This is a genomic window from Burkholderia sp. IO2 (genome assembly GCF_029522185.1).
Classification (GTDB): Bacteria; Pseudomonadota; Gammaproteobacteria; order Burkholderiales; family Burkholderiaceae; genus Burkholderia; species Burkholderia cenocepacia.
The window spans coordinates 32,273-58,244 of the sequence record NZ_JAKWFH010000034.1 but is presented as its reverse complement, the minus strand read 5'-3'; the positions used below and the strand labels follow the sequence as shown (position 1 = coordinate 58,244).

Here is a 25,972-nt window from a genome sequence, read left to right as displayed (position 1 = left end):
TCGACGAGGAGGCGGAATGCGCGTGGGGTGGATCGCGTTCGCGCTCGGCGTCGTCGTGCTGCAGCGGCAGGCGGCGTTGCCGGGGGCGGTCGCATGGACGGTCGGAGCAGCCGTGCTCGCGGGCTGCGCGGTGCTGGGCGCGTGGTGCGTGCGTCGAAGGCGCACGCGTGCGGTCGTTGCATGCGGATGGATGCTGTGGGCGCTCGCGGCCTGCGTCGCGGGGTTCGGCTATGCGGCCGCGCGAGCGGAATGGCGCCTGAGCGACAACCTGCCGGCTGAATGGGAAGGGCGCGACATCGTCGTCACGGGGGTGATCCGCGGGCTGCCCGTCGTTGACGAGACAGGCGCGCGACTGCTGTTCGCGGTCGAATCGAACGATGCGGGGCTCGCGCGTTTTCCGCCATTGATCCGGTTGTCGTGGCGCGCGTATGGTGCAGCCGCGCCACGCGACGCGCTTCCCGATTGGCGGGCGGCCCAGCGCTGGCGTTTCGTCGTGCGTCTCAAGCGTCCGCATGCCGAGGCCAATCCGGGCGTGCGCGACAGCGAGGCGGCGTGGCTCGCCGCGGGCATTCGTGCGATCGGCTATGTCAGTGCGCCGCGTCGGGCGGTATTGCTCGACGCGCGCGCCTCGGGATGGCGCGCGTCGATCGACCGGGTGCGCGACGCGCTGCGCACGCGCATCGGCGAGGTGCTCGGTACCGATGCGGCGCATCGCGGCATCGTCGCCGCGCTGGCGATCGGCGAGCAGTCGGGCATCGGCGAGGATGACTGGCGCGTACTGCGCAACACGGGCACGAGCCACCTGGTCGCGATTTCCGGTCTCCACGTCGGGCTGGTCGGCGCGCTCGCCGGCTGGCTCGTGTCGATGGTCTGGCGCCGCGTGCGCTGGCGCGGGCGGGCCGCGACGCTCGTGCTGCCGGCGCCGTATGCGGCCGCGCTCGCCGCGTTGGTCGCCGCGGCGGGCTACGCGGCGCTCGCCGGCTTCAACGTGCCGGCGCAGCGCGCGTGGTGGATGATCGCGGGCGGCGGCATCGCGTATCTGGCCGGCCGCAGCGTGCCGACGTCCGCGGTGCTGTGCGCGGCGCTCGGCGGCGTGCTGCTCGCCGATCCGTGGGCCGTGCTGTCGGCCGGCTTCTGGCTGTCGTTCGGCGCGGTCGCCGTGATCTTGCTGGCCGTCGCCGGCTGGCGCGCGGTGCGTGAAGCCGACGAAGCCGGCATGGAAGGCGGCGCGGCCGATTGGCGGAGCCGGTTGCGCGCGTGGACGACGCGCTGCGGACGCCGCCTCGCCGACGCGACGCGCGTGCAGTACGCGGTGACGATCGGGCTCGCGCCGCTCACCGCCGCGTGGTTCGCGCAGGTTTCGCTGTCGGGCCCGTTCGGCAATGCGTTCGCGATTCCGTGGGTCAGCTCGGTCGTGACGCCGGTCGTGCTGGCCGGCATCGCGTTGCCGCCGCCGCTCGATGCGGCGGCCTTCCGGCTTGCGCATGCGGCGCTCGAACCGATGATGACGCTGCTCGGGCACCTGGCCGACTGGCCGGCCGGCGTGTTCTGGCTGCGCATGCCCGACTGGCCGGTGCTGGCGCTCGCATGCGTGGGCGTCGCGTGGGTGCTGATGCCGCGCGGCTGGCCGTTGCGCTGGGCGGCGCCGCTCACGTGGCTACTGCTCGTTGCGCCTGCGCCCGATGCGCCACCGCCCGGCGGCTTCCGGATGACCGTGCTCGACGTGGGGCAGGGCGCGGCGGTGCTGGTCGAAACCGCGCGGCGGACCTTGCTGTTCGATGCGGGCCCGGGTGCGGAATCGTCCCACGCCGGTACGCGGATCGTCGCGCCGGCGTTGCGGGCGCGCGGCATCTCGACGATCGATTCGCTCGTGCTCAGTCATGCGGATGCCGATCATGCGGGCGGCGCGGCGGCCGTTTATGCGGCGGCCGACGTGCGCCAGTTGCTGGCCGGCATTGCGCCGAAGAGCCGGCTGTGGCGCGACGCGCAGGCCGCCGGCGTGGCCGATCGGCTGCCGTGCGCGGCCGGGCAGCGCTGGACCTGGGACGGCGTCGCCTTCACGATGTTGTGGCCGCCGGGCGGCCGGAGCGCGGGTTCGTCGAACGGGCAGTCGTGCGTGCTGCGCATCGACGCGGGCGGCACGTCGGCACTGCTGACGGGCGACATCGAGGCCGGCGCCGAGCGCCGGCTGGTGGCCGATGCGCGCGATGCGCTGGCCGCGCAGATCCTGGTCGTTCCGCACCACGGCAGTCGCACGTCGTCGATGGAGCCTTTCCTCGATTCGGTCGGGCCGCGCGTCGCGGTATTTCCTGTAGGCTATCGCAATCGTTTCGGGCATCCGCACCGGACCGTGCTGGCCCGCTACGAGGCGCGCGGGATTCCGCTGCCGCGTACCGATCGCGACGGCGCCGTGCGGTTCGACGTCGCGCCGGCCGGCGGCGGGTTCGGATTCGCGCGCTATCGCGACGAGCGGCGCCGCTACTGGATGGACCGGTGAGCGCGAAGGCCGGCGATCAGGATAGAGAACTCGGGGCCGGCGTGCCGTGCGTGGTGCCGACGGAGTACGAAGCATGGGACTGGCGTGAGAGCCGAGGCGCCAACGCCAGTCGACCACGAAGCATAAGACGGGAGCAAGTGCTGAAGCCCGATTCCCGTCGTCCGCGAAGCATGGGACGGGAGTAACCGCTAAAGCGCTAACTCCCGTCGACAAAGGAGACATCGGCGTTTGAAGGACATCCTCCACTTCTCGCATGCGAACGGCTTCCCGGCGTCGACGTACCGGACGATCTTCGCCGAACTGGCCGACGACTACGAGCTGCGCTACATCGAACGGATCGGCCACGATCGCCGCTACCCGGTGACGCGCGACTGGCCGCATCTCGTCGAACAACTGCTCGACGACATCGGCCGCCGCTACGAGCGCCCGGTCTGGCTCGTCGGCCATTCGCTCGGCGGCTACCTGTCGCTGATGGCCGCGCTGAAGAAGCCGCAGTGGGTGCGCGGCGTCGTGATGATCGATTCGCCGATCATCGCGGGCTGGCGTGCCGGCGCGCTGCGCGCGAGCCAGTGGGCGGGGCTCGACGAGCGGCTGTCGCCGGCCGCGGCGACGCGCAACCGGCGCACGCGCTGGACGAGCCGCGACGAAGTCTGGCGGCATTTCCGCGAGAAGCCCGCGTTCGCGCGCTGGGACGAGCGGATGCTGGCCGACTATATCGACTACGGAATCCCGCAGGCCGGCGCCGACGGCGAGCGCGCGCTCGCGTTCGACCGGCAGGTCGAATACCTGATCTACCGGACGCTGCCGCACACGCTCGGCCCGCGGCTCGCGCACGGCGCGCCGGTGCCGCTCGGCTTTCTCGCGGGCACGCGCTCGCGCGAGGTGCGGCAGGTCGGGCTCGATGCGACGCGCCGCGCGACGCGGGGGCGCATCGAATGGCTCGAGGGCAGCCACCTGTTCCCGATGGAGCGGCCGATCGAGACCGCCCGCGCATTGCAGCGGATGCTGAATTCGCTGAAGGCCGACGAGGGCGGCGTTTCGCAGGCCGGCGCGCCGCTCGCGAAGCGCGCCTGACGTTTCGTCGGCCGGCCGGAGCGCTTGTCGGCGCATGCGCGCGGCGCGACCGGGCGGCCGGTTCGCGCCGCCGCGCACGGCCGGCGCGGGTCGGCACGAAAGGGCGCGATCATCACGTCAATTGCTGAGAGAAGGGCGGGCTTTACGGTATAATCCGTTTTTCCCGCGAGCATCCAGCGATGACCAAATATGTTTTCGTCACCGGCGGCGTAGTTTCTTCCCTTGGCAAGGGTATTGCCGCCGCTTCCCTCGCCGCGATCCTCGAATCGCGCGGTCTGAAAGTCACCCTCCTCAAACTCGATCCCTACATCAACGTCGACCCCGGCACGATGAGCCCGTTCCAGCACGGCGAAGTGTTCGTGACGGAAGACGGAGCGGAGACCGACCTCGACCTCGGCCACTATGAGCGCTTCATCAGCACGAAGATGCGCAAGGCCAACAACTTCACGACCGGCCAGATCTACGAATCGGTGATCCGCAAGGAACGCCGCGGCGACTATCTCGGCAAGACCGTGCAGGTGATTCCGCACATCACGAACGAAATCCAGGCGTTCATCGAGCGCGGGGCGGCATCGGCCACCTGCGGCGAGCCGGACGTCGCGATCGTCGAGATCGGCGGCACGGTCGGCGACATCGAGTCGCTGCCGTTCCTCGAGGCCGCGCGCCAGATGAGCCTGCGCCTCGGCCGCAACAGCGCGTGCTTCGTGCACCTGACGCTCGTGCCGTACGTCGCGACGGCCGGCGAGCTGAAGACGAAGCCGACCCAGCACAGCGTGCAGAAGCTGCGCGAGATCGGCATCCTGCCGCACGTGCTGCTGTGCCGTGCGGATCGCCGCATCCCCGACGACGAATCGAAGAAGATCTCGATGTTCTCGAACGTGCCCGAAGACGCCGTGATCTCGGTGTGGGACGCCGACAGCATCTACAAGATTCCGCAGATGCTGCACGACCAGGGCCTCGACCGGATCATCTGCGAAGAGCTGAAGCTGTCGCCGAAGGACGCCGACCTGAGCATGTGGTCGGCGCTCGTCGAGAAGCTCGAGAACCCGAAGCAGGAAGTGACGATCGGCATGGTCGGCAAGTACGTCGACCTGACCGAGTCGTACAAGTCGCTGATCGAGGCGCTGCGTCATGCGTCGATCCACACGTCGACCAAGGTCAACATCGAATACATCGACTCGGAAGAGCTCGAGACGAACGGTGTCGACAGCCTCAAGCATCTCGACGCCGTGCTGGTGCCGGGCGGTTTCGGCCGTCGCGGCACGGAAGGCAAGATCGCCGCGGTTCGCTACGCGCGCGAGTCGAAGGTGCCGTACCTCGGCATCTGCCTCGGCATGCAGCTCGCGGTGATCGAATTCGCGCGCGATGTCGTCGGCCTGAAGCAGGCGAACAGCACGGAATTCGATCCGGACACGCCGGAGCGCGTGGTCGCGCTGATCACCGAATGGTACGACCGCGAAGGCAAGGTCGAGACGCGCACCGAGGAATCCGACCTCGGCGGCACGATGCGCCTCGGTTCGCAGCGCTGCCCGATCAAGCCGGGCACGATGGCGGAAGAAATCTACGGCAAGGACGTGAACGAGCGCCATCGCCACCGTTATGAAGTCAATAACCGCTTCGTGCCCCAGCTCGAAGCCGGCGGCCTTATCATCAGCGCCCGTACCCCGAGCGAGGATCTGCCGGAAATGATGGAGCTGCCGCGCTCGATGCACCCGTGGTTCGTCGGCGTCCAGTTCCACCCGGAATTCACGTCCACGCCGCGTGACGGCCATCCCCTGTTCAAGTCGTTCGTCGAAGCCGCGCTCGCCAACAAGCAAGCGCGCGGAGTGCAAGCATGAAGCTGTGCGATTTCGAGGTCGGTCTCGACCAGCCTTTCTTCCTGATCGCGGGAACCTGCGTCGTCGAATCGGAGCAAATGACGATCGACACGGCGGGCCGCCTGAAGGAGATCTGCGAGAAGCTGAACGTTCCGTTCATCTACAAGTCGTCCTACGACAAGGCAAACCGCAGCTCGGGCAAGTCGTTTCGCGGCCTCGGAATGGACGAGGGCCTGCGGATCCTGTCCGAGGTGAAGCGCCAGCTCGGCCTGCCGGTGCTGACCGACGTGCATTCGATCGACGAGATCGAGCAGGTCGCGTCGGTCGTCGACGTGCTGCAGACGCCGGCGTTCCTGTGCCGCCAGACCGACTTCATCCATGCGTGCGCGCGCTCGGGCAAGCCCGTCAACATCAAGAAGGGCCAGTTCCTCGCGCCGCACGACATGAAGAACGTGATCGACAAGGCGCGCGACGCCGCACGTGAAGCCGGTCTGTCGGAAGACCGTTTCATGGCGTGCGAGCGCGGCGTTTCGTTCGGCTACAACAATCTCGTGTCGGACATGCGTTCGCTCGCGATCATGCGCGAGACGAACGCGCCGGTCGTGTTCGATGCGACCCACTCGGTGCAATTGCCGGGCGGGCAGGGCACGAGCTCGGGCGGCCAACGCGAATTCGTGCCGGTGCTCGCCCGTGCGGCGGTCGCGACGGGCGTCGCGGGCCTCTTCATGGAAACGCATCCGAATCCGGCCGAGGCGAAGTCGGACGGCCCGAATGCGGTGCCGCTGAACCGGATGGGCGCGTTGCTGGAGACCCTCGTCACGCTCGACCAGGCGGTGAAGCGCAATCCGTTCCTGGAAAACGATTTCAATTAAAGATCGAATGAACCTTGCGACGGCTTCGCGCGTCTGTAGCGAAAGCGGTTCCGGCACGCACGCCGTCGCAGTTTGAAGAATCCATCGTCATTCTCAGAGGAAACCCATGAGTGCAATCGTAGATATCATCGGCCGCGAGATTCTGGATTCGCGCGGCAACCCCACCGTCGAATGCGACGTGCTGCTCGAATCGGGCACGATGGGCCGCGCGGCGGTGCCGTCGGGCGCGTCCACCGGCTCGCGTGAAGCGATCGAACTGCGCGACGGCGAAGCCGGCCGCTACAACGGCAAGGGCGTGCTGAAGGCGGTCGAGCACATCAACACCGAAATCTCCGAAGCCATCATGGGCCTCGACGCGTCGGAACAGGCGTTCCTCGACAAGACGCTGCTCGAGCTGGACGGCACCGACAACAAGTCGCGCCTCGGCGCGAACGCGATGCTGGCCGTGTCGATGGCCGTCGCGAAGGCGGCCGCCGAAGAGGCCGGCCTGCCGCTGTACCGCTACTTCGGCGGTTCGGGCGCGATGCAACTGCCGGTGCCGATGATGAACATCGTCAACGGCGGCGCGCACGCGAACAACAGCCTGGACATCCAGGAATTCATGATCGTCCCGGTCAGCCAGCCGACGTTCCGTGAAGCGCTGCGTTGCGGCGCGGAAGTGTTCCACGCGCTGAAGAAGATCCTGAGCGATCGCGGCATGAGCACGGCCGTCGGCGACGAAGGCGGTTTCGCACCGAACTTCGGCAGCAACGACGAATGCCTGTCGACGATCCTGCAGGCGATCGAGAAGGCCGGCTACCGTGCGGGCGAAGACGTGCTGCTCGCGCTCGACTGCGCGGCATCCGAGTTCTACCACGACGGCAAGTACCAGCTCGCGGGCGAAGGCCTGCAACTGTCGTCGGCCGAATTCACCGACTACCTCGCGACGCTCGCCGACAAGTTCCCGATCGTGTCGATCGAGGACGGCATGCACGAAAGCGACTGGGACGGCTGGAAGCTGCTGACCGACCGCCTCGGCAAGAAGGTGCAGCTGGTCGGCGACGACCTGTTCGTCACCAATACGCGCATCCTGAAGGAAGGCATCGAGAAGGGCATCGCGAACTCGATCCTCATCAAGATCAACCAGATCGGTACGCTGACCGAAACGTTCGCGGCAATCGAAATGGCGAAGCGCGCGGGTTACACGGCCGTGATCTCGCACCGTTCGGGCGAAACGGAAGATTCGACGATCGCGGACATCGCGGTCGGCCTGAACGCCGGTCAGATCAAGACGGGTTCGCTGTCGCGCAGCGACCGTATCTCGAAGTACAACCAGCTGCTGCGCATCGAGGAAGATCTCGGCGACATCGCGAGCTACCCGGGCAAATCGGCTTTCTATAACCTGCGCTAACGCGCTACTATCGGGTTCGTCATCTCGACGCCGCTCTGTGCCTGTGCGCGGAGCGGCGCTTCTTATATCTGCGTCTCTTACATGCGGCTTGTCACTGTCGTCCTGATTGCCTTGCTGGCGCTCATTCAGTACCCCCTATGGTGGGGACACGGCGGCTGGCTGCGGGTGCATGAATTGCGTCAGCAGCTCGACGACCAGCTTCAGAAGAACGCGGACGAGAAGCTGCGCAACGAGCGCACGGCCGGCGAAGTGCAGGATCTGCAGAGCGGCACCGCGGCGATCGAGGAGCGTGCGCGCTACGAGATGGGCATGGTGAAGGACGGCGAAGTGTTCGTGCAGTTCGTGTCGCCGAATGCGCCTGCGGGGCCGGTGAACAACACGCCGTCGAATACGTCGACGCGCGGCGCTGTGTCCGCGGCGCCGGTGCGGGTCGTGCCGAATCCGCAGTCGATCGCGAAGCCGTCGCGGCATCACGGCGGCGACAAGGGCAAGGCGGCGCATCACTGAGCGCGATACCTCGAACCCATTGAAAAAGCGCGGGAAATGCCGCGCTTTTTTATTTCCTGTGAGTCGTCAATCGATCGGGCGACGCCTGCTGCTCACCACCACCAGCCCGGGTAGCCGTAACTGACGCCCGTGCCCCAGCGATTGCCCCATCCGCCGTAGTACCCGCTGTAGACCGTCACGGGCGGCGGCGAGTAATAGGCCCACGCGCGCGCGGCCGCTTCGGCTGCCATTGCGCTGTTCTGCTCGCGCAGGACCTGCTGGTCGATCTCGTCGTAGCGCTTGCGTTCGGCGCTCGACAGCACGGGCGGCTGGCCGCCCGACGCGCCCGGCTCGGGCAGGCGGCTCAGGATCGTGGAAGTCGGCGGCGGCATCGCGCAGCCTGCAAGCGCGAGCGTGCCGGCGGCCATGCTCGCCAGGGCGATGGTGCGGAGGGTGCCAAAGGGGCGGAGGTGACTCATGTGTTTCTCCTGCAGCGCGCCGGCCGTGGAAAACGGCTCGTGCCGAAGGTCGGGCCTCCGGCGCCGGAGCCGCGCGTGCGGCGCTCGTGCGTCATTATGCGCCCGTGCCGCGCCGGCGGCGGGCACGGGCGCGCGGCTCAGTGACGCTGGTCGGTCGCGGGCGCGATGCCGGTCTCGACACCGGGCGCCGCGAACAGCTGCGCGACGTCGACCGGATCGAATTCGTAGCGCTGGTTGCAGAACTCGCAGTGGATCTCGACGTGGCCGCGCTCGACGATCACGCTGTCGACTTCCTCACGACCGAGCATGCGCAGCATCGCGCCGACCTTCTCGCGCGAGCACGAACACTGGAAACGCGTGCCGGCCGGTTCGAAGTGCTGCACGTTTTCCTGCCAGAACAGCCGGCGGAACACGACTTCCGGTTCGACCTCGAGCAGCTCCTTCGCGGACAGCGTGCCGCCGAGCGTGCACACGCGTTCCCACGTGTCGATATCGGTTTCGGCGTTGCGCGGCACGATGCCGCCGTCGCCAGGCAGCTTCTGCAGCAGCATGCCGACCGCGCGGTCGCGATCGGCCGCGAGCCACAGCCGCGTGTCGAGCTGCTCCGAGTGGTGCATGTAGTGCTCGAGTACCTGCGACACCGATTCGAGCGGGCCGTCGACGCCGTTCAGCGGCACGATGCCCTGGTACGGCTGCTGGCCCGGCAGCTTGTCGGCCGGATCGAGCGTGATCACGCAGCGGCCGTGGCCGCTTGCGTTGACGAGCGCCGCGAAGCTCGTGTCGTCGCCGATCGTCTGCGCGGCGTCGCCGGAGAACTTCGCGGTGGCCCGCATCGACAGATCGGACCCGCACTGGACGACCAGCATCTGGACCGGCCCGTCGCCGAAGATCTGCATGATCAGGGTGCCGTGAAATTTCAGGTTCGCGGACAGCAGCGCGCACGCGGCCATCATCTCGCCGAGCACCGTGCGCACCGGGGCAGGGTAGTCGCGGCGGGCGAGCACTTCCTGCCACGTGTTGCGCAGCGAAACGATCTCGCCGCGCACGGGCGCCGCATTGAACATGAATTTCTGTAACTGGTCGCTCACTCTTCTTCCTTGAAATCCGTGCGAATCACCCGATCCGCACGAGTTGCTCCTTGAAATGCGCGCGTCGCTCGACATAGGTCTTCGCGTTGGCGCGCAGCCGCGCGACGTCTTCCGCCGACAGCTCGCGCACGACTTTTGCCGGTGCGCCGAGAATCAGCGAGTTGTCCGGGAACGTCTTGCCTTCCGTCACGACCGCGCCGGCACCCACCAGACAGTTGCGGCCGATGACCGCGCCATTCAAGACCACCGCCTGAATCCCGATCAGCGAACCTTCGCCGATCGTGCAGCCGTGCAGCATGGCCTGGTGCCCGATCGTCACGTTCTCGGCAATCGTCAGCGGAAAGCCCGGGTCGGTATGCAGGACCGCGCCTTCCTGGACGTTGCTGCCCGCGCCGACCGTAATCGTCTCGTTGTCGCCGCGAATCGTCGCGCCGAACCACACGCTCGCGTTTTCCTCGAGCACGACCTTGCCGATGATGGCCGCCGTGTCGGCGACGAATACGCTTTCGTGGATCGTCGGGGCCGTCTCGCCCAGCTTGTAGATCGTCACGGAGTCTCCTTGTCTCTTCGATGATGGGCGCCGGTAGAATGGCGCGTCCGGTTTGCCCGGCGCCAGGCGCCGCGGAACAAACGCATATTGTAAACCGTCGCGTGCCGATGCTCCCGCGATGCGTACGCAAGGTGTCCCCGTTTATGAGCATGGAGTCTTCCTCTTTCGGCCAGGCGCCGGCCTGTGTGCGTCGCGTCGCGCTCGACGCGCTGCGTATTGCCGAGCCGGCGGCCAAGGCCGCGCGGGTGCGCGCGCTGCACGATGCGCTGCGGGCCGGGCAGGCCGCGATCGCGCCGTCGCTGCAACTGCGCGAACCGGCCGATCTGCCCGGGCGCCCGGCGCGACCGCCGCTCGTCGAGCCGCGCCAGCTCGAGCGGCGCAGCATGCGCTCGCCCGAAGGGCGCGCCGTGCTGTTGCACGCGCTCGCCCATATCGAATTCAATGCGATCAACCTGGCGCTCGACGCCGTCTGGCGCTTCGCGGGCATGCCCGACGCGTTCTATGCAGACTGGCTGAAGGTCGCGGCCGAGGAGGCCTATCATTTCACGCTGCTGTCCGACCGGCTCGCAGCATTCGGGCACGCATACGGCGATTTTCCCGCGCACAACGGGCTGTGGGAGATGTGCGAGCGAACCAGGGGCGATGTGCTCGCGCGAATGGCGCTCGTGCCGCGGACGCTCGAGGCCCGCGGGCTCGACGCGTCGCCGCCGATCCGCGCGCGGCTCGTGCAGGCGGGCGACGATGCGTCGGCCGCGATCCTCGACGTGATCCTGCGCGACGAAATCGGCCATGTCGCGATCGGCAACCGCTGGTTCCGCCATTTGTGCGATGCTGCCGGCCGCGACCCCGTGCCGACCTATCGGCAGCTCGCCGAGCAATACCACGCGCCACGGCTGCGCGGCCCGTTCAATTTCGATGCGCGGCGCGATGCCGGCTTCGAGCAGGCCGAACTCGACGAACTGGCCGCGCAGGACGCGGCGGACGGGCGCGCCGCGCATTAGCCGGATCCCGTCCGGCTGGGCCGGGTTGGCCGCCGGCCGGCTTGCGCAGCCGGCCCATGGCGCCTTCCTGCCAGGCTCCGTAAGACCTCGCCGCTAGAGCGGTACCTCGATTGCCGGCCGCCGGAACCGGGGCGCCGCCGCTATAATCGAACGACCATTCTTTTTTTGGCGGCTGCAATGAGTGCCTCGAGTTCTGTTTCCGATTTCGTCACGGTGCGCGGCGTCCAGCTGCATGTGCGGCGCTGGGGCCGGCCCGATGCGCCGACGCTGTTCATGCTGCACGGCTGGATGGACGTCGCGGCGTCGTTCCAGTTCGTCGTCGATGCGCTCGCGGGCGACTGGCAGGTGATCGCGCCCGATGCGCGCGGCTTCGGGCTGTCCGACTGGCCGGTCGCGCGGCAGGGCGGCGGCCACTACTGGTTCCACGAATACCTCGGTGACCTCGATGCGCTCGTCGACCGCTACGCGCCGACCGGCGAGGTCAACCTGGTCGGACACAGCATGGGTGCGAACGTCGTGTGCCTGTACGCCGGCGCCCGGCCGGAACGCGTGCGCCGGGTGGTCGACCTCGAAGGGTTCGGGCTCGCGCCGGCCCGCGCCGAACAGGCGCCGCGCCGGCTGCGCGGCTGGCTGGACGAGCTGCGCGAGCCGCCCGCGCTGCGGCCGTATGCGTCCCTCGACGACGTGGCGGCGCGCCTGATCAAGACCAATCCGCGGCTCGACCCGCGCCGCGCCGCGTTTCTCGCCGCGCACTGGTCGAAACGCGGCGACGACGGCCTCTACCACTTGCTGGCCGATCCGGCGCACAAGATGCCGGGCCCGCTGCTGTACCGGCTCGACGAAGTGATGGCGATCTGGAAGCAGGTGCGCGCGAAGGTACTGCACATCGAGGCGGTCAATTCGCCGACGCTCGCGCATCTCGCCGGCGACATCCCGCTACCCGAATTCAAGGCGCGCTTCGACGCATTCCCCGACTGGCGCGAGAAGCTCGTCGAGGATGCCGGCCACATGGTGCATCACGACCAGCCCGAGCAGATCGCGGCGTTGATCGAGGCGTTCTGCGCGTAGGCGCGCGGCGCCGCGGCAGGGCAGGCGGGCGGCGCAATTGCCGCGTTGCAGTAGAATGAGGCCTTACCTGCCATGCCGACAATGAACGCCGATCTCCACTGCCATTCCAATGTTTCCGACGGGTTGCTGTCGCCTGCCGACGTCGCGCGCCGCGCGCATGCGGGCGGCGTGACCCTGTGGGCGCTGACCGACCACGACGAGATCGGCGGCCAGGCGGCGGCGCGCAGCGAGGCGGAAGCGCTCGGCATGCGCTACCTGAGCGGCGTCGAGATCTCGGTCACGTGGGCATCGCGCACCGTGCACATCGTCGGTCTTCACATCGATCCCGCCCATCCGGCGCTGGTCGACGGCCTGTACCGCACGCGCCACGGCCGCGCGGCGCGCGCGCTGGCGATCGCGGAGCAGCTCGCGACGCTCGGCATTCCCGGCGCGTACGAAGGCGCGCTGAAATACGTATCGAATCCCGACCTGATTTCGCGCACGCACTTCGCGCGCTTTCTCGTTGAAAACGGCCATGCCGAATCGACGTCGGACGTATTCGACCGCCTGCTCGGCGACGGCAAGCCCGGCTTCGTCCCGCATCGCTGGGCGTCCCTGTCCGACGCGGTCGGCTGGATCCGCGCGGCGGGCGGCGAAGCGGTGGTCGCGCACCCGGGCCGCTATCGCTATACGCCGGTCGAATTCGACGCGTTCTTCGGCGAGTTCATCGATCTCGGCGGCCGCGCGATCGAGGTCATCACGGGCAGCCACACGCCCGACCAGTACCGCGAATACGCGGACGTGGCGCGCCGCTTCGGCTTCGAAGTGTCGCGCGGCTCGGATTTCCATGCGCCCGGCGAGGGCCGCATCGAGCTCGGCAGCCTGCCGCCGTTGCCGCCCGACCTGACACCGGTCTGGGAGCGCTGGCTCTGACGCCGGGCGGCTTCGGGCCGCCCGCGTTGCCGATGCGCGCATCCGACTTCTCCCTCTTTACGTGTCCCCATGTCCCAGTTCTTCAGGATTCATCCGGATAATCCGCAGCCGCGCCTGATCAAGCAGGCGGCGGAGATCGTCAGCAAGGGCGGCGTGATCGCGATGCCGACCGATTCGAGCTATGCGCTCGCGTGCCATCTCGACGACAAGGACGCGGTCGAGCGCGTGCGCCGGATTCGCGGCCTCGACGAGAAGCAGCACCTGTCGCTGCTGGTGCGCGACCTGTCGGAGCTCGCCAACTTCGCGATGGTCGACAACCGCCAGTACCGGCAGATCAAGTCGGTGACGCCGGGCCCGTACGTGTTCATCCTGCAGGCGACGAAGGAAGTGCCGCGCCGGCTGTCGCATCCGTCGCGCAAGACGATCGGGCTGCGCGTGCCCGATCACGCGATCACGCTCGCGCTGCTGGAGTCGCTCGGCCAGCCGCTGCTCGGCACCACGCTGATCCTGCCGCCGGACGACGAACCGCTGAACGATCCCGACGAAATCCGCACGCGGCTCGAGAAACAGGTCGACCTCGTGATCGACGGCGGCGCGTGCCCGCGTGAGCCGTCGACGGTGATCGACCTGACCGGCGACGCGCCCGAACTCATCCGCGCGGGGCGCGGGGCACTCGAACCGTTCGGACTCTCGGCCGCATGACGCGCGGTGCCATTTTTGCGCGAGTGCGCTTGTTACAATAACGCGATATGGATGCTTCCCTGATACAGACCATCGCCGTCTACGCGCTGCCCGTGATCTTCGCGATCACGCTGCACGAGGCCGCGCATGGCTACGCCGCGCGTCTGCTCGGCGACAATACCGCCTACGTGATGGGGCGCGTGTCGTTCAATCCGATGCGCCACATCGATCCGCTCGGCACGATCGCGATTCCGCTCGCGATGTACTTCCTGACCGGCGGCGCGTTCCTGTTCGGCTATGCGAAGCCGGTGCCGGTGTCGTTCGGCAACCTGCGCAATCCGCGCTGGGGCAGTTTGTGGGTCGCGCTCGCTGGGCCCGCGTGCAACTTCGTGCAGGCGCTCGTCTGGGGCCTGCTGACCCTCGTGCTGCCGGCCGTGGGTGTCGACGAGCCGTTCTTCACGCGGATGGCGCTCGCCGGCGTCAGCGCGAACCTCGTGCTCGGCGTGCTGAACCTGTTTCCGCTGCCGCCGCTCGACGGCGGCCGCATCCTGGCGGCGCTGCTGCCGACCAGGCAATCGATCGCGCTGTCGCGCATCGAGCCGTACGGTTTCATCATCGTCCTCGTGCTCGTCACGACGGGCGTGCTGACGAACTTCTGGCTGCGTCCGCTCGTCAATGTCGGCTACGCCGTCCTGAGCGCCATCCTGTCTCCCTTCGCCTCGCTTTTCTAACGACAATCATGTTCCCAGAACGTATTTTCTCCGGCATGCGACCCACCGGGTCGCTGCACCTCGGTCATTACCACGGCGTGCTGAAAAACTGGGTGAAGCTGCAGTCCGAGTACCCGTGCTTCTTCTGCGTCGTCGACTGGCACGCGCTGACGACGCACTACGAGACGCCCGAGGTCATCGAGAAGAACGTGTGGGACGTGCTGATCGACTGGCTCGCGTCCGGCATCGATCCGGCGCAGGCGACGCTGTTCATCCAGAGCAAGGTGCCCGAGCACGCGGAACTCGCACTGCTGCTCGGCATGAGCACGCCGCTCGGCTGGCTCGAACGCGTGCCGACCTACAAGGAGCAGATGGAGAAGCTGAAGGACAAGGACCTGTCCACCTACGGCTTCCTCGGCTACCCGGTGCTGATGGCCGCCGACATCCTGCTGTATCGCGGCTCGCTCGTGCCGGTCGGCGAGGACCAGGTGCCGCACGTCGAGATGACGCGCGAGATCGCGCGCCGCTTCAACTACCTGTACGGCCGCGAGCCCGGTTTCGAGGAGAAGGCGCTCGAAGCCGCGAAGAAGCTCGGCGGCAAGCGCGCGAAGCTCTATCACGAACTGCGCAATGCGTACCAGCAGGAGGGCGATGACGAGGCGCTCGAACAGGCGCGCGCGATGCTGCAGGAGTCGCAAAGCCTGTCGATGAGCGACCGCGAGCGCCTGTTCGGCTATCTCGAAGGCGCGCGCAAGATCATCCTGGTCGAGCCGCAGGCGCTGCTGACCGAAGCGTCGCGGATGCCGGGCCTCGACGGGCAGAAGATGTCCAAGTCGTACGGCAACACGATTGGCCTGCGCGAAGACGCCGAGACGATCACGAAGAAGGTCCGCACGATGCCGACCGATCCCGCGCGCGTGCGCCGCACCGATCCGGGCGATCCCGACAAGTGCCCGGTGTGGCAGCTTCACCAGGTCTACACGGACGAAGCGACGCACGAGTGGGTGCAGAAGGGCTGTCGCTCGGCGGGTATCGGCTGCCTCGACTGCAAGCAGCCGGTCGTCGAAGGCATCCTGCGCGAACAGCAGCCGATGCTTGAGCGTGCGCAGAAGTACATGGACGATCCGTCGCTGCTGCGCGCGATCGTCGCGGACGGTTGCGACAAGGCGCGCAAGTACGCGACGGAAACGATGCGCGACGTGCGCGACGCGATGGGCCTGTCGTACAACTGATCCGGCGCATGAGCGAATCCGTCATCGCCGCCGCGGGCGGTCACGTCGGCCAGGCCGGGCCGTCGCGCTGGGTCGCGCAATGGGCGCGGCTCGTGCCGGCCGGCGGCGCGGTGCTCGACGTTGCCGCGGGCGGCGGCCGCCATGCGCGCTGGTTCGCGTCGCGCGGGCATCCGGTCGTCGCGCTCGACCGCGATCCGGCCGCGCTCGCCGCGTTGCGCGCGATTCCCGGCGTCGACGCCCGCGAGGCCGATCTCGAAGGCGCGCCATGGCCGCTGCCGGCCGGCGAGCGGTTCGCGGCCGTGATCGTCACGAACTATCTGCATCGCCCGCTCTGGCCCCATCTGCGCGATGCCGTGGCGCCGGGCGGCGTGCTGATCTACGAAACTTTCGCGCAAGGAAACGAAACGGTCGGAAAACCGTCCAACCCCGCGTTCCTGCTCGCCCCGGGCGAGCTGCTGGACGCCGTGCACGGCCACCTGCGGGTGGTCGCGTACGAGGACGGTTTCATCGCCGCGCCGCGCGAGGCGTTCGTCCAGCGTCTGAGCGCAGTGCGCGAGGGCGCGACCCCGAAGGCGGGGGCGGGAATTCCACGTTACGAACTGCCCGGCTAATCCGCTACAATCTCAACGTTTACCGGTACACAATCAATCGCGTTTCATGGCTAACGGCACCCAAGACGGCATTCAAATCCGCGGCAGCATCCCCGCGATCGTCACCCCGATGCTCGAAGACGGCAGTCTCGACCTGCCGGCGTTTCGCAAACTGATCGACTGGCACATCGCGGAAGGCACCGATGCGCTGGTCGTCGTCGGTACGAGCGGCGAATCGGCAACGCTCAACGTCGAAGAGCACATCCTGATGATCCGCACGGCGGTCGAGCATGCGGCGAAACGCATCCCGATCATCGCGGGCGCGGGCGGCAATTCGACCGCCGAGGCGATCGAGCTGACGAAGCATGCGAAGGCCGTCGGCGCGGACGCGACGCTGCAGGTCGTGCCGTACTACAACAAGCCGACGCAGGAAGGCATGTACCGCCACTTCCGGACGATCGCCGAAGCGGTCGACCTGCCGGTGATCCTGTACAACGTGCCGGGCCGGACGGTCGCGGACATGGCGCACGAGACGACGCTGCGCCTCGCTGACGTGCCGGGCATCATCGGCGTGAAGGAAGCGACCGGCAACATCGATCGTGCCGCGCACCTGATCAAGGCTGCGCCGAAGCACTTCGCGATCTACAGCGGCGACGATCCGACCGCGATCGCGCTGATGCTGCTCGGCGGCCACGGCAACATCTCGGTGACCGCGAACGTCGCGCCGCGCGCGATGAGCGAGCTGTGCCGCGCGGCGCTGGCCGGCGACGTGCAGACAGCCCGCGCGCTGCACATGAAGCTGCTGTCGCTGCACAAGAACCTGTTCATCGAAGCGAACCCGATCCCGGTGAAGTGGGCGCTGCAGGCGATGGGCAAGATGCAGGGCGGCATCCGGCTGCCGCTCACGGCGCTCGACGAGCGCTGCCACGATGCCGTGCGTTCGGCCCTCGTCGAGGCCGGCGTCCTCTGATGCCGAGGCGGCCGCGTCCTGCGGCCGCCGGCTCGACCCCTGATCAACCCGCACCGGCCGGCTCCGTCCGGCGCCGCTCCTGACGAGCGTTCTAGCAAGACGAAGGATTTCATGAAACGTTTCGCCTTTTCCTCTCGCGCCATCCAGCTGTCGGTGGTGGCGCTGGCGCTGGGCGCGCTCGCTGGCTGCGATACGCTGAACGACTACCTGGCCCCTGACCGGGTCAACTACAAGAACACCGGGTCGGCGCCGCCGCTCGCGGTGCCGAGCGACCTGAAGCCGGTCCCGACGACGCAGCAGTTCGTCGCGCCGCCGACCAATGCCGGGCTCGGCACGCTGCCGCCGCGGGCCACGACGCAAGCAGGCAATGCGACCGACGGCATCCCGAGCGCGCAGGATCCGCTTGGCATGCATATCGAGCGCGACGGCGATCGCCGCTGGCTCGTCGTCGACGGCCGCACGCCCGAGCAGCTGTGGCCGATCCTGAAGGAATTCTGGCAGGAGAACGGCTTCTCGCTGAAGACCGATGCGCCGTCGACGGGCATCATGGCCACCGACTGGGCCGAGAACCGCGCGAACATTCCGGACGACTGGTTCCGCCGCACGATCGGCCGGGTCATCGATTTCGCGTATTCGTCGGGCACGCGCGACCGCTTCCGCACGCTCGTGAACCGCACGTCGGACGGCAACACCGACATCTCGATCACGCACAGCGCGATGGAAGAAATGATGGTCGGCCCGCAGGGCGGCACGTCGTCGCGCTGGGAAGAGCGTCCGCGCAATCCGGTGCTCGAAGCCGTGTTCCTGTCGAAGCTGATGCAGAAGTTCGGCCTGACCGACGCGCAGGCGAAGCAGCTGTTGACCGATGCGCGTCCCGCGACGGCGCCGGCGCAGGTCAGCGATACGAGCGGCGGCGCGGCGACGCTGCAGCTGGCCGAGTCGTTCGACCGCGCGTGGCTGCGCGTGGGCCTGGCGCTCGACCGGACCAACTTCACGGTCGACAATCGCGATCGCGAGAAGGGCGTGTACACCGTGCGCTACGCGAATTCGATGGAAGAGCTCAAGCGTGACGGCCTGTTCGGCAAGCTGTTCTACGGTGGTCCGTCGGCAGCCAAGCCCGGCAAGGAATATCTGATCAACGTGCGTGCACAGGGCAATGGCGGCACGCAGGTCGCGGTGGTCGGCGCGAATGGCCAGATCGACAACTCGTCGGACGCGCAGAGGCTCATTTCGCTGCTGCACGCGCAGCTGAACTGAGCGCGTGCGATTCGCCAGCCTCGGAAGCGGCAGCGAAGGCAACGCGCTGGTCGTCGAGGCCTCGAGCGGCACGACGACCACCCGCGTGCTGCTCGACTGCGGCTTTTCCGCCAAGGAGGTCGAGCGCCGGCTCGGCCGACTGAATCTCGGCGTCGCCGATCTCGACGCGATCCTCATTACCCATGAACACAGCGACCACGTCGGCAGCGCGCTGACGCTCGCGCGTCGCGCGTCGTTGCCGCTCTACATGAGCTGGGGCACCGCGCGTGCGGTCGGCGCGGACGAGGTCGATGTCGATCTCCACGTGCTGTGGGGCGACGAGACGGCCGCGATACGCGATCTGGCCGTGATGCCCTATACGGTCCCCCACGACGCGCGGGAACCGCTCCAGTTCGTCTTCATGGACGGAAACCGCCGGCTCGGCGTGCTGACGGACGTCGGGATGGCCACGCCGCACATCACGGCCGTCCTGAGCGGCTGTGACGCGCTGGTGCTCGAATCCAACCACGATACCGCGATGCTGGCCGCCAGCCGCTATCCGCAGTCGCTGAAGGCGCGGATCGGCGGCAACCACGGCCACCTGAGCAACGACGCGGCGGCCGAGATTCTCGCGTCGCTCGAACGCAGCCGTCTCCAGCACCTGGTGGCGGCCCATCTGAGCCAGCAGAACAACCTGCCAGAACTGGCCCGCCAGGCGTTTGGCGGTGTGCTCGGGACGGACGGGGAAGACGTGATCGTGGCCTCGCAGGACGCGGGCTTCGACTGGCTGATGCTCGGATAGCGGGGGAGGGCCGCCGCGGCGGCTCGACACGGCTGCCGGGTGCTCGATTCGAAAGCGGCAGACGTAAAAAAACCGGCCCTCGGGCCGGTTTTTTTCAGCTGATGCTGAAGGCTTACTGGCTTGCGCCCGAAGCCGGAGCAGCCGTCGCTGCCGAAGCAGCCGACGCCACTGCAGCAGCAGCGTCGCTCGCAGCAGCCGTTGCCGACGAAGCAGCAGCCGAAGCGTCGCTCGCAGCACCAGCAACTGCCGAAGCAGCCGACGAAGCAGCAGCAGCCGCGTCGCTTGCAGCCGACGAAGCAGCTTGATCAGCGCTCTTGTTGCAAGCAGCCAGTGCAACAGCAGCCAACAGGGAAGCTACGAGGAGGGATTTCTTCATGATCACGTCCTTTTATGGTTAAAGGTAAGCAACAGCGCGAAACAATACCGGTAATGTGCTCCAACACCGACCTGGGCCGCTGGTGGAGATGCACTTCTTAGAGCGTGAATCTTCCCTACGGCTTGGGCGGAAATTATATGCACTTTCCTATCGACCGTCGACAAATGCGGGGTCAATACGTTGTCTTTCCCATACAGAATTTGATCTGTACGGGCATACGGGGCGACTCACACTAATTCCGGTTTCCGACCCGTATCCAGCCCGCACGATACCACTCGTGCAACAAGGCTGTCATTGAAGGAACCCGGGATAGTGTTACAAACCGTTTCGCCTCCATCTGGCGTTGATTGGCCAGTTCGGGCAGCCATTCACCGGCTTGCTCGAGCGGTCCTTCCTCGCCATTAATGAAGTACGAGCGCGCGTTATACATCAATGCGGCCCTTCTGTCGAGACACACGCCACGGCGTGACGCTTGCGTGACGAACGCGGCTTCGGACAGCGGACGCTCGGGCGGGTCGAAAACGACGTTGGATTTGGGCTCGCTCAGGTAGCAGCCGAGGAATTCGGCGACGTCGCGCTTGCGCCAGCGGATCGCATCGACGATCTCGGCGACACGTTCGACCATGGCCGGCGGCAGTTGCGCGGGCGCGTCGACGGCCGGCTGCTTCGGATCGCGGTAGAGGTCGTCCCCGTTCGCGTCGCGCAGGCCGCCGCGCTCCGCGAGGTAGTACAGGAACTGGGCGCCCAGCTCGCCGACGGACGGGGCCCGGAAGCCGATCGAGCAGGTCATGCATTCGCCTTCGGCGACGCCATCGTGCGCGATGTGCGGCGGCAGGTACAGCATGTCGCCGGGTTCCAGCACCCATTCGTCGCTCGGCTCGAAGTTTTCGAGGATCTTCAGCGGCACGTCCGGCTGCAGCGACAGATCCTTCTGCGCGCCGACCCGCCAGCGGCGCCGGCCTTCGACCTGCAGCAGGAATACGTCATACGAATCGAAGTGCGGGCCGACGCCGCCGCCGTCGGTCGCATACGAGATCATCAGGTCGTCCAGCCGCGCGTCGGGGATGAAACGGAAGCGGTCGAGCAACGCGCGCGCGGCGTCGACGTGCAGGTCGAGCCCCTGCACGAGCAGGGTCCAGGATTTGCGCGTGACCGAAGGCAGCGAATCGGGCTCGAACGGACCGTGCGCCAGTTGCCACTTGTTACGAAAATGGGTGATCAATCGCGATTCCGCGTCATAGTCGGCGGCGAGCTCGAACAATGCATCGCGCGTGACCGGCGACGTGACGCCGGGGATCGCCTGGCGGATCAGCAGCGGCTTCTTTTGCCAGTAGCCGCGCATGAATTGCGCCGGCGTGAGGCCGCCGAGCAGCGGCGTGGGAAGATCGGAAGGCGGCGCGCCGAGCGGGGCGGCAGCGGCATCCCGCGGTTCGGCTTGAGACCGGTTGCGCATCGTATAATGAGACTTGTATTTGGGAGAATTGGATGAAAATCGCAAAAAACACCGTCGTGTCGGTCACTTACAAGCTGTCGGACGCACAGGGCAATCTGATCGAGGAAAGCGACGAGCCGATGGTCTATCTGCACGGCGGCTATGATGGCACGTTCCCCAAGATCGAGGAACAGCTCGACGGCCACGAGGCGGGCTACCAGGCACAGGTTCAGCTCGAGCCGCAGGACGCGTTCGGCGACTACGATCCCGAACTCGTGAAGATCGAGCCGCGCGACCGTTTTCCCGAGCCCCTCGAGGTCGGCATGCAGTTCGAAGGCACGCCGGAAGACGGCGACGAGGAAGTCGACTCGCTGATCTACACGGTCACCGATATCGCCGAAGACAAGGTCGTGCTCGACGGCAATCACCCGCTGGCCGGCATGGCGCTGCGTTTCGCGCTGACCGTGAAGGACGTCCGCGAAGCCACCGAAGACGAAATCGAGCACGAGCACGCGCATGGCGCGGAAGGGCTCGAGATCATCGACGAGGACGACGACGAAGACGGCGAAGCGCCGTCAGGGCGTACCCTGCACTGAGCTTGCCGGCAGGCCCGGCGCCGGCCCCGATGCGGGAGGCGGTGCCGGCCACGACGCGCCGCCCGGTGCGGCGCCGTCGCCCTGCAGCGGCGGCGCGACCGACGACGCGTCGGGCAGCGCCGGCAGCGCAGGAATTTCCGGCATCTGCGGCAGCGGCACGTCGTCGCGCGGCACGAGCGGCAGCGTGGGCGGCACCGGCAGGTTCTTCGGCACCTCCTGGAGGCTCACGTTGAAGATCGTCTGCCGCGCCGGCGAGACGCTCACCTTCACCCACTGATTCGCCGGATGGCGCGGTCCGATCGCGACGCGCGTCACGTTTCCTACCAGTTCACCGTCGTCGGCATGCAGCGGACGATCGATCAGAAAGCCGTTCGCCAGCGGTTCGCCACTCGCATGCATCACCAGGATCGGGCCGCGGAATGTCGCCGCCGCCTTCACCAGCGTTCGTTTCAGCTCACGGAAGCCGTCGCGCACGCGCGGCCGGTTGAAACGCAGCCATGCGAAGCGCTCCGCGCGTTCATAGCGTTCGAACTGTGGATCGCCTTCGAAAATCACCACCATCGCGCGCGCCTCGCGCCGCTTCGCATATTCGGCTGCGTGGTCGATCCAGAAGCCGTTCGCGATGATGCGATCCTCGAATTCGCCGTTGCGGCCGCCCGCCGTCAAATAATGATTGTTCGGCGCCGGTGCATTGAGGGCGACGTAGACGATGTCGTCGCGCATCCAGCGTGCGTTCTCGCGATACGGCCGGAACCGCGCGACTTCGCTCTCGCGCGTGATCTGCAGCGCACCGGGGTCGGGCAGCGCCGAATCGGCGAGCAGCGTCTGCCGCAGGAAATCGAGCCGCTCGACCGGGTCGTAGCCGCCGCCGGCCGCCGTGTTGCAGGCGATCCAGTCGTCGTGGCCGGGAATGAACACGAGCGGCACGCGTGCTGAATCCAGGATCGCGCCGCGCTGCGAATACAGCGCGTCGCGGCATGCTTCCTTCGAGCCTTTGAGATCGCCCGCGTAGACGACGAACGCGAGGTTGCGTTCGCGTGCGATCGCATCGAGCAGCCGCTGCGCGGCCGGCTCGTCCGCCGGGACGTTGATGACGCCCGACACGACGGCGAACGAGTAGGGCGCCGCGCTGCGCTTGGGGGGCGCGGCCAGCGCATCCGCCTGCGCGAAGGCAAGCGCCGCCGTGACGAGCGCGGCGGCGGCGCGGGCTGGCAGGCCCCGCGGCATGCGCTTACGCGTGCCCGTCGGCATCGTGCGACCGGACCAGCGTGCGCAGCTCGTACAGCAGGTCGAGCGCCTCGCGCGGCTTGAGATCGTCGGGATCGATGTCGCGCAGCTTTTCGAGCACCGGATGCGGCGTGTCGGGCAGCGCCGGCGCGTCCGCGCATTCGAGGTCGTCGATTGCCGCCGGCGGCGCGCTGAACAGGTCGAGTTGCGGCGTGTGCTGGGACGCCGACTGCTGTTCGAGATACGCGAGGTGCTTGCGCGCGGCGCGGATCACCGGTGCCGGGACGCCCGCGAGCTGCGCGACCTGAAGGCCGTAGCTCTGGTTCGCCGGGCCCTCGTTCACCGCGTGCAGGAACACGATCCCGTGGCCGTGCTCGACGGCCGACAGATGGACATTCGCCGCTTGCGGGAACTCGGCCGGCAGTTGCGTCAGCTCGAAGTAGTGCGTCGCGAACAGCGTGTAGCACGCGTTGTGCGCCAGCAGGTGGCGCGCGATGGCCCAGGCGAGCGCAAGGCCGTCGAAGGTCGACGTGCCGCGGCCGATCTCGTCCATCAGCACGAGGCTTTGCGGCGTCGCGTCGTTGAGGATCGCCGCGGCTTCGGTCATCTCGACCATGAAGGTCGAGCGGCCGCCCGCGAGATCGTCGGCCGCGCCGATGCGCGTGAAGATCCGGTCGATCGGGCCGAAGCAGGCCGACTTCGCCGGCACGTAGCTGCCGACGTACGCCATCAGCGCGATCAGCGCGGTCTGCCGCATGAACGTCGACTTACCACCCATGTTCGGCCCGGTGATCAACAGCAGCTTGCGTTCGGGACCGAACCGGCAGTCGTTCGCGATGAACTGCTCGACCTGCGCTTCGACGACAGGATGGCGACCCTGTTCGATTTCGATGCCGATCTCGTCGGTGAAGGTCGGCGCGACCCAGTCGAGCGCGCGTGCGCGTTCGGCGAAGGCGGCGAGCAGGTCGAGCTCGGCGAGGGCCGAGGCGACGCGCTGGCATTCGGGGATGAACGGCAGCAGCGCCTGCAGCACCGAGTCGTACAGCGCGCGCTCGCGCGCCAACGCGCGTTCCTGCGCGGACAGCGCCTTGTCCTCGAAGGTCTTCAGTTCCGGCGTGATGTAGCGCTCGGCGTTCTTCAGCGTCTGGCGGCGGCGGTAATCGTCGGGCACCTTGTCGGTCTGGCCGCGCGTGACCTCGATGTAGAAGCCGTGCACCTTGTTGTATTCGACACGCAGGTTCGCGATGCCGGTGCGCGCGCGCTCGCGCGCTTCGAGATCGATCAGGAACTGACCGCAGTTCTCCGAAATGTCGCGCAGCTCGTCGAGCTCGGCATCGTAGCCGCGCGCGATCACGCCGCCGTCGCGCACCATCGCGGCCGGCTCGGTGGCGATCGCGCTCGTCAGCAGGTCGAGGCATTCGGCGGGCGGCGCGAGCGCCGCGTCGACGCGCGCGAGCGCATCGGCGTTCGCGACGATCGCGCTGATGCGCTCGCGCAGCGCCGGCAGCGCGGCGAACGTGTCGCGCAGGCTCGACAGGTCGCGCGGGCGCGCGGACAGCAGCGCGAGCCGCCCGGTGATCCGTTCGACGTCGGCGATCTGGCGCAGCGCGCTGCGCAGCGCATCGAGGCTCGCGTTGGCCGGCGCGTCGAGCAGCGCGCCGATCGCCTGCTGGCGCGACTGCGCGGCGACCGACGCACGCGGCGGGTGATGCAGCCAGTGACGCAGCAGACGGCTGCCCATCGTCGTGCAGCAGGTGTCGAGCAGCGAATACAGCGTGGGCGACTCGGTGCCGCGCAGCGTCTCGGTCAGTTCGAGGTTGCGGCGCGTGGCCGGGTCGAGCCCGATGTATTCGGTTTCGTTCTCGACCTTCAGGCTGCGCACGTGCCGCAGTTGCTGGCCTTGCGTGGCCGCGGCATAGAGCAGCAGCGCGCCGGCCGCGCCGCACGCGCTCGTCAGCGAATGCGCACCGAATCCGTCGAGGCTCGCGACATCGAGCTGGTCGCACAGGCGCTGCGTGCCCGACGCGATGTCGAAGTGCCAGGCCGGCACGCGCTTGCTGGCGCCCGCGCCGGCCGGAATGGCGTCGGTTGCACCGTCCGGCGTCAGGATTTCGGCCGGCCGGATGCGTTCGAGCGCGGCGGCAAGCTGCTCGGGCTCGATTTCGGCGAGCCGCAATGCGCCGCTCGCGAGGTTCAGCCACGCGAGGCCGATATTGACCGCGACGCCACGCTTGTTGTGGCCGGTGCACATCGCGAGCAGGTAGACGTCGTTCTTGTCGGACAGCAGCGCGGCATCGGTCAGCGTGCCGGGCGTGACGACGCGCACGACCTTGCGTTCGACCGGGCCCTTCGACGTGGCCGGATCGCCGATCTGCTCGCAGATCGCGACCGATTCGCCCATCTTCACGAGCTTCGCCAGGTATTGCTCGACCGCGTGATGCGGGACGCCGGCCATCTTGATCGGTGTGCCGGCCGACGCGCCGCGCTGCGTGAGGGTCAGGTCGAGCAGGCGCGCCGCTTTTTCCGCATCCTCGAAGAACAACTCGTAGAAGTCGCCCATCCGGTAGAAGACGAGCGTGTCCGGATGATCGGCCTTGATGCGCAGGTACTGCTGCATCATTGGGGTGTGGCCGGCAAAGGCCTCGGGCGACAGCGTGGTCATAGATCAGGCATGAAGTTGTTGCTTGGGTTGCCCGAGTTTACCAGTGGCGTCGACGTGAACGTGCGAAGTTGGCCATTCGGCCGATTGCCGGTGGTGCCGGGCAGTCGCGATTTGAAAGACGGCTTCTCCCGGCTGCCGACCTGCAAAGCATCTGACAGCACCGAGCCGCTGCGGCATCATGGGGCACCCGTTGCCACCGAACTGGCAAGACGGGTTCACCGGTG

General features: G+C 67.7%; 24 protein-coding genes and 1 pseudogene. 18 read left to right on the top strand and 7 right to left on the bottom strand.

All coding sequences use genetic code 11. The annotated features are described in order from the left end of the window. The first annotated feature begins 16 nt into the window (after positions 1 to 16). From MMB92_RS21820 to ftsB, 6 genes are all read left to right on the top strand, one after another. Complete coding sequence (locus MMB92_RS21820; RefSeq protein ID WP_277562916.1) at positions 17 to 2,497, top strand: DNA internalization-related competence protein ComEC/Rec2; 2,481 nt, start codon at positions 17 to 19, stop codon at positions 2,495 to 2,497. A 228-nt stretch (positions 2,498 to 2,725) separates the two neighbouring features. Beyond that, positions 2,726 to 3,571 (top strand): alpha/beta hydrolase, encoded by an 846-nt coding sequence (locus MMB92_RS21815; RefSeq protein ID WP_006493957.1) that lies wholly within the window; start codon positions 2,726 to 2,728, stop codon positions 3,569 to 3,571. 179 nt (positions 3,572 to 3,750) lie between these two features. Beyond that, a complete protein-coding gene (locus MMB92_RS21810) occupies positions 3,751 to 5,409 on the top strand; it encodes a CTP synthase (RefSeq protein WP_006478404.1) in 1,659 nt (552 codons plus the stop codon). Then, entirely contained in the window at positions 5,406 to 6,260 is an 855-nt protein-coding gene (gene kdsA / locus MMB92_RS21805) for a 3-deoxy-8-phosphooctulonate synthase (RefSeq protein WP_006485302.1), read from the top strand. Before MMB92_RS21810 ends, kdsA begins: the two co-directional genes overlap by 4 nt. Before the next feature lie 106 nt (positions 6,261 to 6,366). Next, the gene (gene eno, locus MMB92_RS21800; RefSeq protein ID WP_006478406.1) at positions 6,367 to 7,650 is read left to right on the top strand and encodes a phosphopyruvate hydratase; all 1,284 of its coding nucleotides are present in this window, start codon (positions 6,367 to 6,369) and stop codon (positions 7,648 to 7,650) included. An 81-nt stretch (positions 7,651 to 7,731) separates the two neighbouring features. After that, positions 7,732 to 8,157, top strand: a complete 426-nt coding sequence (gene ftsB / locus MMB92_RS21795; protein ID WP_006485304.1) for a cell division protein FtsB — start codon at positions 7,732 to 7,734, stop codon at positions 8,155 to 8,157. Positions 8,158 to 8,249: 92 nt separating this feature from the next. On the opposite strand, the gene MMB92_RS21790 is transcribed toward ftsB, so the two are convergent. From MMB92_RS21790 to MMB92_RS21780, 3 genes are all read right to left on the bottom strand, one after another. Further along, complete coding sequence (locus MMB92_RS21790) at positions 8,250 to 8,615, bottom strand: hypothetical protein (protein ID WP_060265349.1); 366 nt, start codon at positions 8,613 to 8,615, stop codon at positions 8,250 to 8,252. A gap of 137 nt (positions 8,616 to 8,752) precedes the next feature. Continuing rightward, positions 8,753 to 9,703 (bottom strand): Hsp33 family molecular chaperone HslO, encoded by a 951-nt coding sequence (hslO, locus tag MMB92_RS21785; RefSeq protein WP_006485303.1) that lies wholly within the window; start codon positions 9,701 to 9,703, stop codon positions 8,753 to 8,755. Positions 9,704 to 9,728: 25 nt separating this feature from the next. Continuing rightward, positions 9,729 to 10,253 (bottom strand): gamma carbonic anhydrase family protein, encoded by a 525-nt coding sequence (locus MMB92_RS21780; protein WP_006478410.1) that lies wholly within the window; start codon positions 10,251 to 10,253, stop codon positions 9,729 to 9,731. Between the two features lie 143 nt (positions 10,254 to 10,396). Here MMB92_RS21780 and MMB92_RS21775 point away from each other — a divergent pair, with 143 nt between their 5' ends. The 11 genes from MMB92_RS21775 (at position 10,397) to MMB92_RS21725 (ending at position 19,760) form a co-directional block, all read left to right on the top strand. After that, positions 10,397 to 11,254 carry a ferritin-like domain-containing protein gene (locus MMB92_RS21775; protein ID WP_012492704.1) on the top strand — a complete coding sequence of 286 codons (858 nt, stop codon included), beginning with the start codon at positions 10,397 to 10,399 and terminating at the stop codon, positions 11,252 to 11,254. Between the two features lie 177 nt (positions 11,255 to 11,431). Beyond that, the gene (locus tag MMB92_RS21770; protein WP_043206048.1) at positions 11,432 to 12,322 is read left to right on the top strand and encodes an alpha/beta hydrolase; all 891 of its coding nucleotides are present in this window, start codon (positions 11,432 to 11,434) and stop codon (positions 12,320 to 12,322) included. Positions 12,323 to 12,403: 81 nt separating this feature from the next. Further along, complete coding sequence (locus MMB92_RS21765) at positions 12,404 to 13,234, top strand: 3',5'-nucleoside bisphosphate phosphatase (RefSeq protein WP_034178618.1); 831 nt, start codon at positions 12,404 to 12,406, stop codon at positions 13,232 to 13,234. 69 nt (positions 13,235 to 13,303) lie between these two features. Continuing rightward, positions 13,304 to 13,936, top strand: a complete 633-nt coding sequence (locus MMB92_RS21760) for an L-threonylcarbamoyladenylate synthase (RefSeq protein ID WP_059722818.1) — start codon at positions 13,304 to 13,306, stop codon at positions 13,934 to 13,936. 47 nt (positions 13,937 to 13,983) lie between these two features. Next, positions 13,984 to 14,646 (top strand): site-2 protease family protein, encoded by a 663-nt coding sequence (locus tag MMB92_RS21755; RefSeq protein WP_006487048.1) that lies wholly within the window; start codon positions 13,984 to 13,986, stop codon positions 14,644 to 14,646. An 8-nt stretch (positions 14,647 to 14,654) separates the two neighbouring features. Further along, positions 14,655 to 15,857, top strand: coding sequence for a tryptophan--tRNA ligase (locus tag MMB92_RS21750; protein WP_006487046.1), 1,203 nt, complete (start codon positions 14,655 to 14,657; stop codon positions 15,855 to 15,857). Between the two features lie 8 nt (positions 15,858 to 15,865). Next, positions 15,866 to 16,468: a class I SAM-dependent methyltransferase gene (locus MMB92_RS21745; protein WP_012492702.1), complete on the top strand. Its 603-nt coding sequence runs from the start codon at positions 15,866 to 15,868 to the stop codon at positions 16,466 to 16,468. Positions 16,469 to 16,514: 46 nt separating this feature from the next. Continuing rightward, positions 16,515 to 17,417, top strand: a complete 903-nt coding sequence (gene dapA, locus MMB92_RS21740) for a 4-hydroxy-tetrahydrodipicolinate synthase (RefSeq protein ID WP_006487058.1) — start codon at positions 16,515 to 16,517, stop codon at positions 17,415 to 17,417. A 111-nt stretch (positions 17,418 to 17,528) separates the two neighbouring features. Next, positions 17,529 to 18,674 (top strand): outer membrane protein assembly factor BamC, encoded by a 1,146-nt coding sequence (gene bamC / locus MMB92_RS21735; RefSeq protein ID WP_006487057.1) that lies wholly within the window; start codon positions 17,529 to 17,531, stop codon positions 18,672 to 18,674. 4 nt (positions 18,675 to 18,678) lie between these two features. Then, the gene (locus tag MMB92_RS21730) at positions 18,679 to 19,455 is read left to right on the top strand and encodes an MBL fold metallo-hydrolase (RefSeq protein ID WP_058901597.1); all 777 of its coding nucleotides are present in this window, start codon (positions 18,679 to 18,681) and stop codon (positions 19,453 to 19,455) included. A 101-nt stretch (positions 19,456 to 19,556) separates the two neighbouring features. Next, complete coding sequence (locus MMB92_RS21725) at positions 19,557 to 19,760, top strand: hypothetical protein (RefSeq protein ID WP_006487056.1); 204 nt, start codon at positions 19,557 to 19,559, stop codon at positions 19,758 to 19,760. Here MMB92_RS21725 and MMB92_RS35300 read toward each other — a convergent pair. Together MMB92_RS35300 and MMB92_RS21720 are read right to left on the bottom strand one after the other, a co-directional pair. Then, positions 19,761 to 20,007 (bottom strand): annotated as a pseudogene (locus tag MMB92_RS35300) (hypothetical protein). It lies immediately after the preceding gene. Between the two features lie 56 nt (positions 20,008 to 20,063). Further along, entirely contained in the window at positions 20,064 to 21,284 is a 1,221-nt protein-coding gene (locus tag MMB92_RS21720; protein ID WP_006487051.1) for a cupin domain-containing protein, read from the bottom strand. Positions 21,285 to 21,316: 32 nt separating this feature from the next. On the opposite strand from MMB92_RS21720, the gene MMB92_RS21715 reads away from it, so the two are divergent. Continuing rightward, positions 21,317 to 21,859, top strand: coding sequence for a peptidylprolyl isomerase (locus MMB92_RS21715; RefSeq protein ID WP_006498638.1), 543 nt, complete (start codon positions 21,317 to 21,319; stop codon positions 21,857 to 21,859). Here the strand turns inward: MMB92_RS21715 and MMB92_RS21710 are convergent. Beyond that, positions 21,839 to 23,086 (bottom strand): hypothetical protein, encoded by a 1,248-nt coding sequence (locus tag MMB92_RS21710; RefSeq protein WP_006498639.1) that lies wholly within the window; start codon positions 23,084 to 23,086, stop codon positions 21,839 to 21,841. The two genes, MMB92_RS21715 and MMB92_RS21710, sit on opposite strands and share 21 nt — an antisense overlap. Before the next feature lie 4 nt (positions 23,087 to 23,090). Continuing rightward, positions 23,091 to 25,748, bottom strand: a complete 2,658-nt coding sequence (gene mutS, locus MMB92_RS21705) for a DNA mismatch repair protein MutS (protein ID WP_062884442.1) — start codon at positions 25,746 to 25,748, stop codon at positions 23,091 to 23,093. Positions 25,749 to 25,972 lie beyond the last annotated feature (224 nt).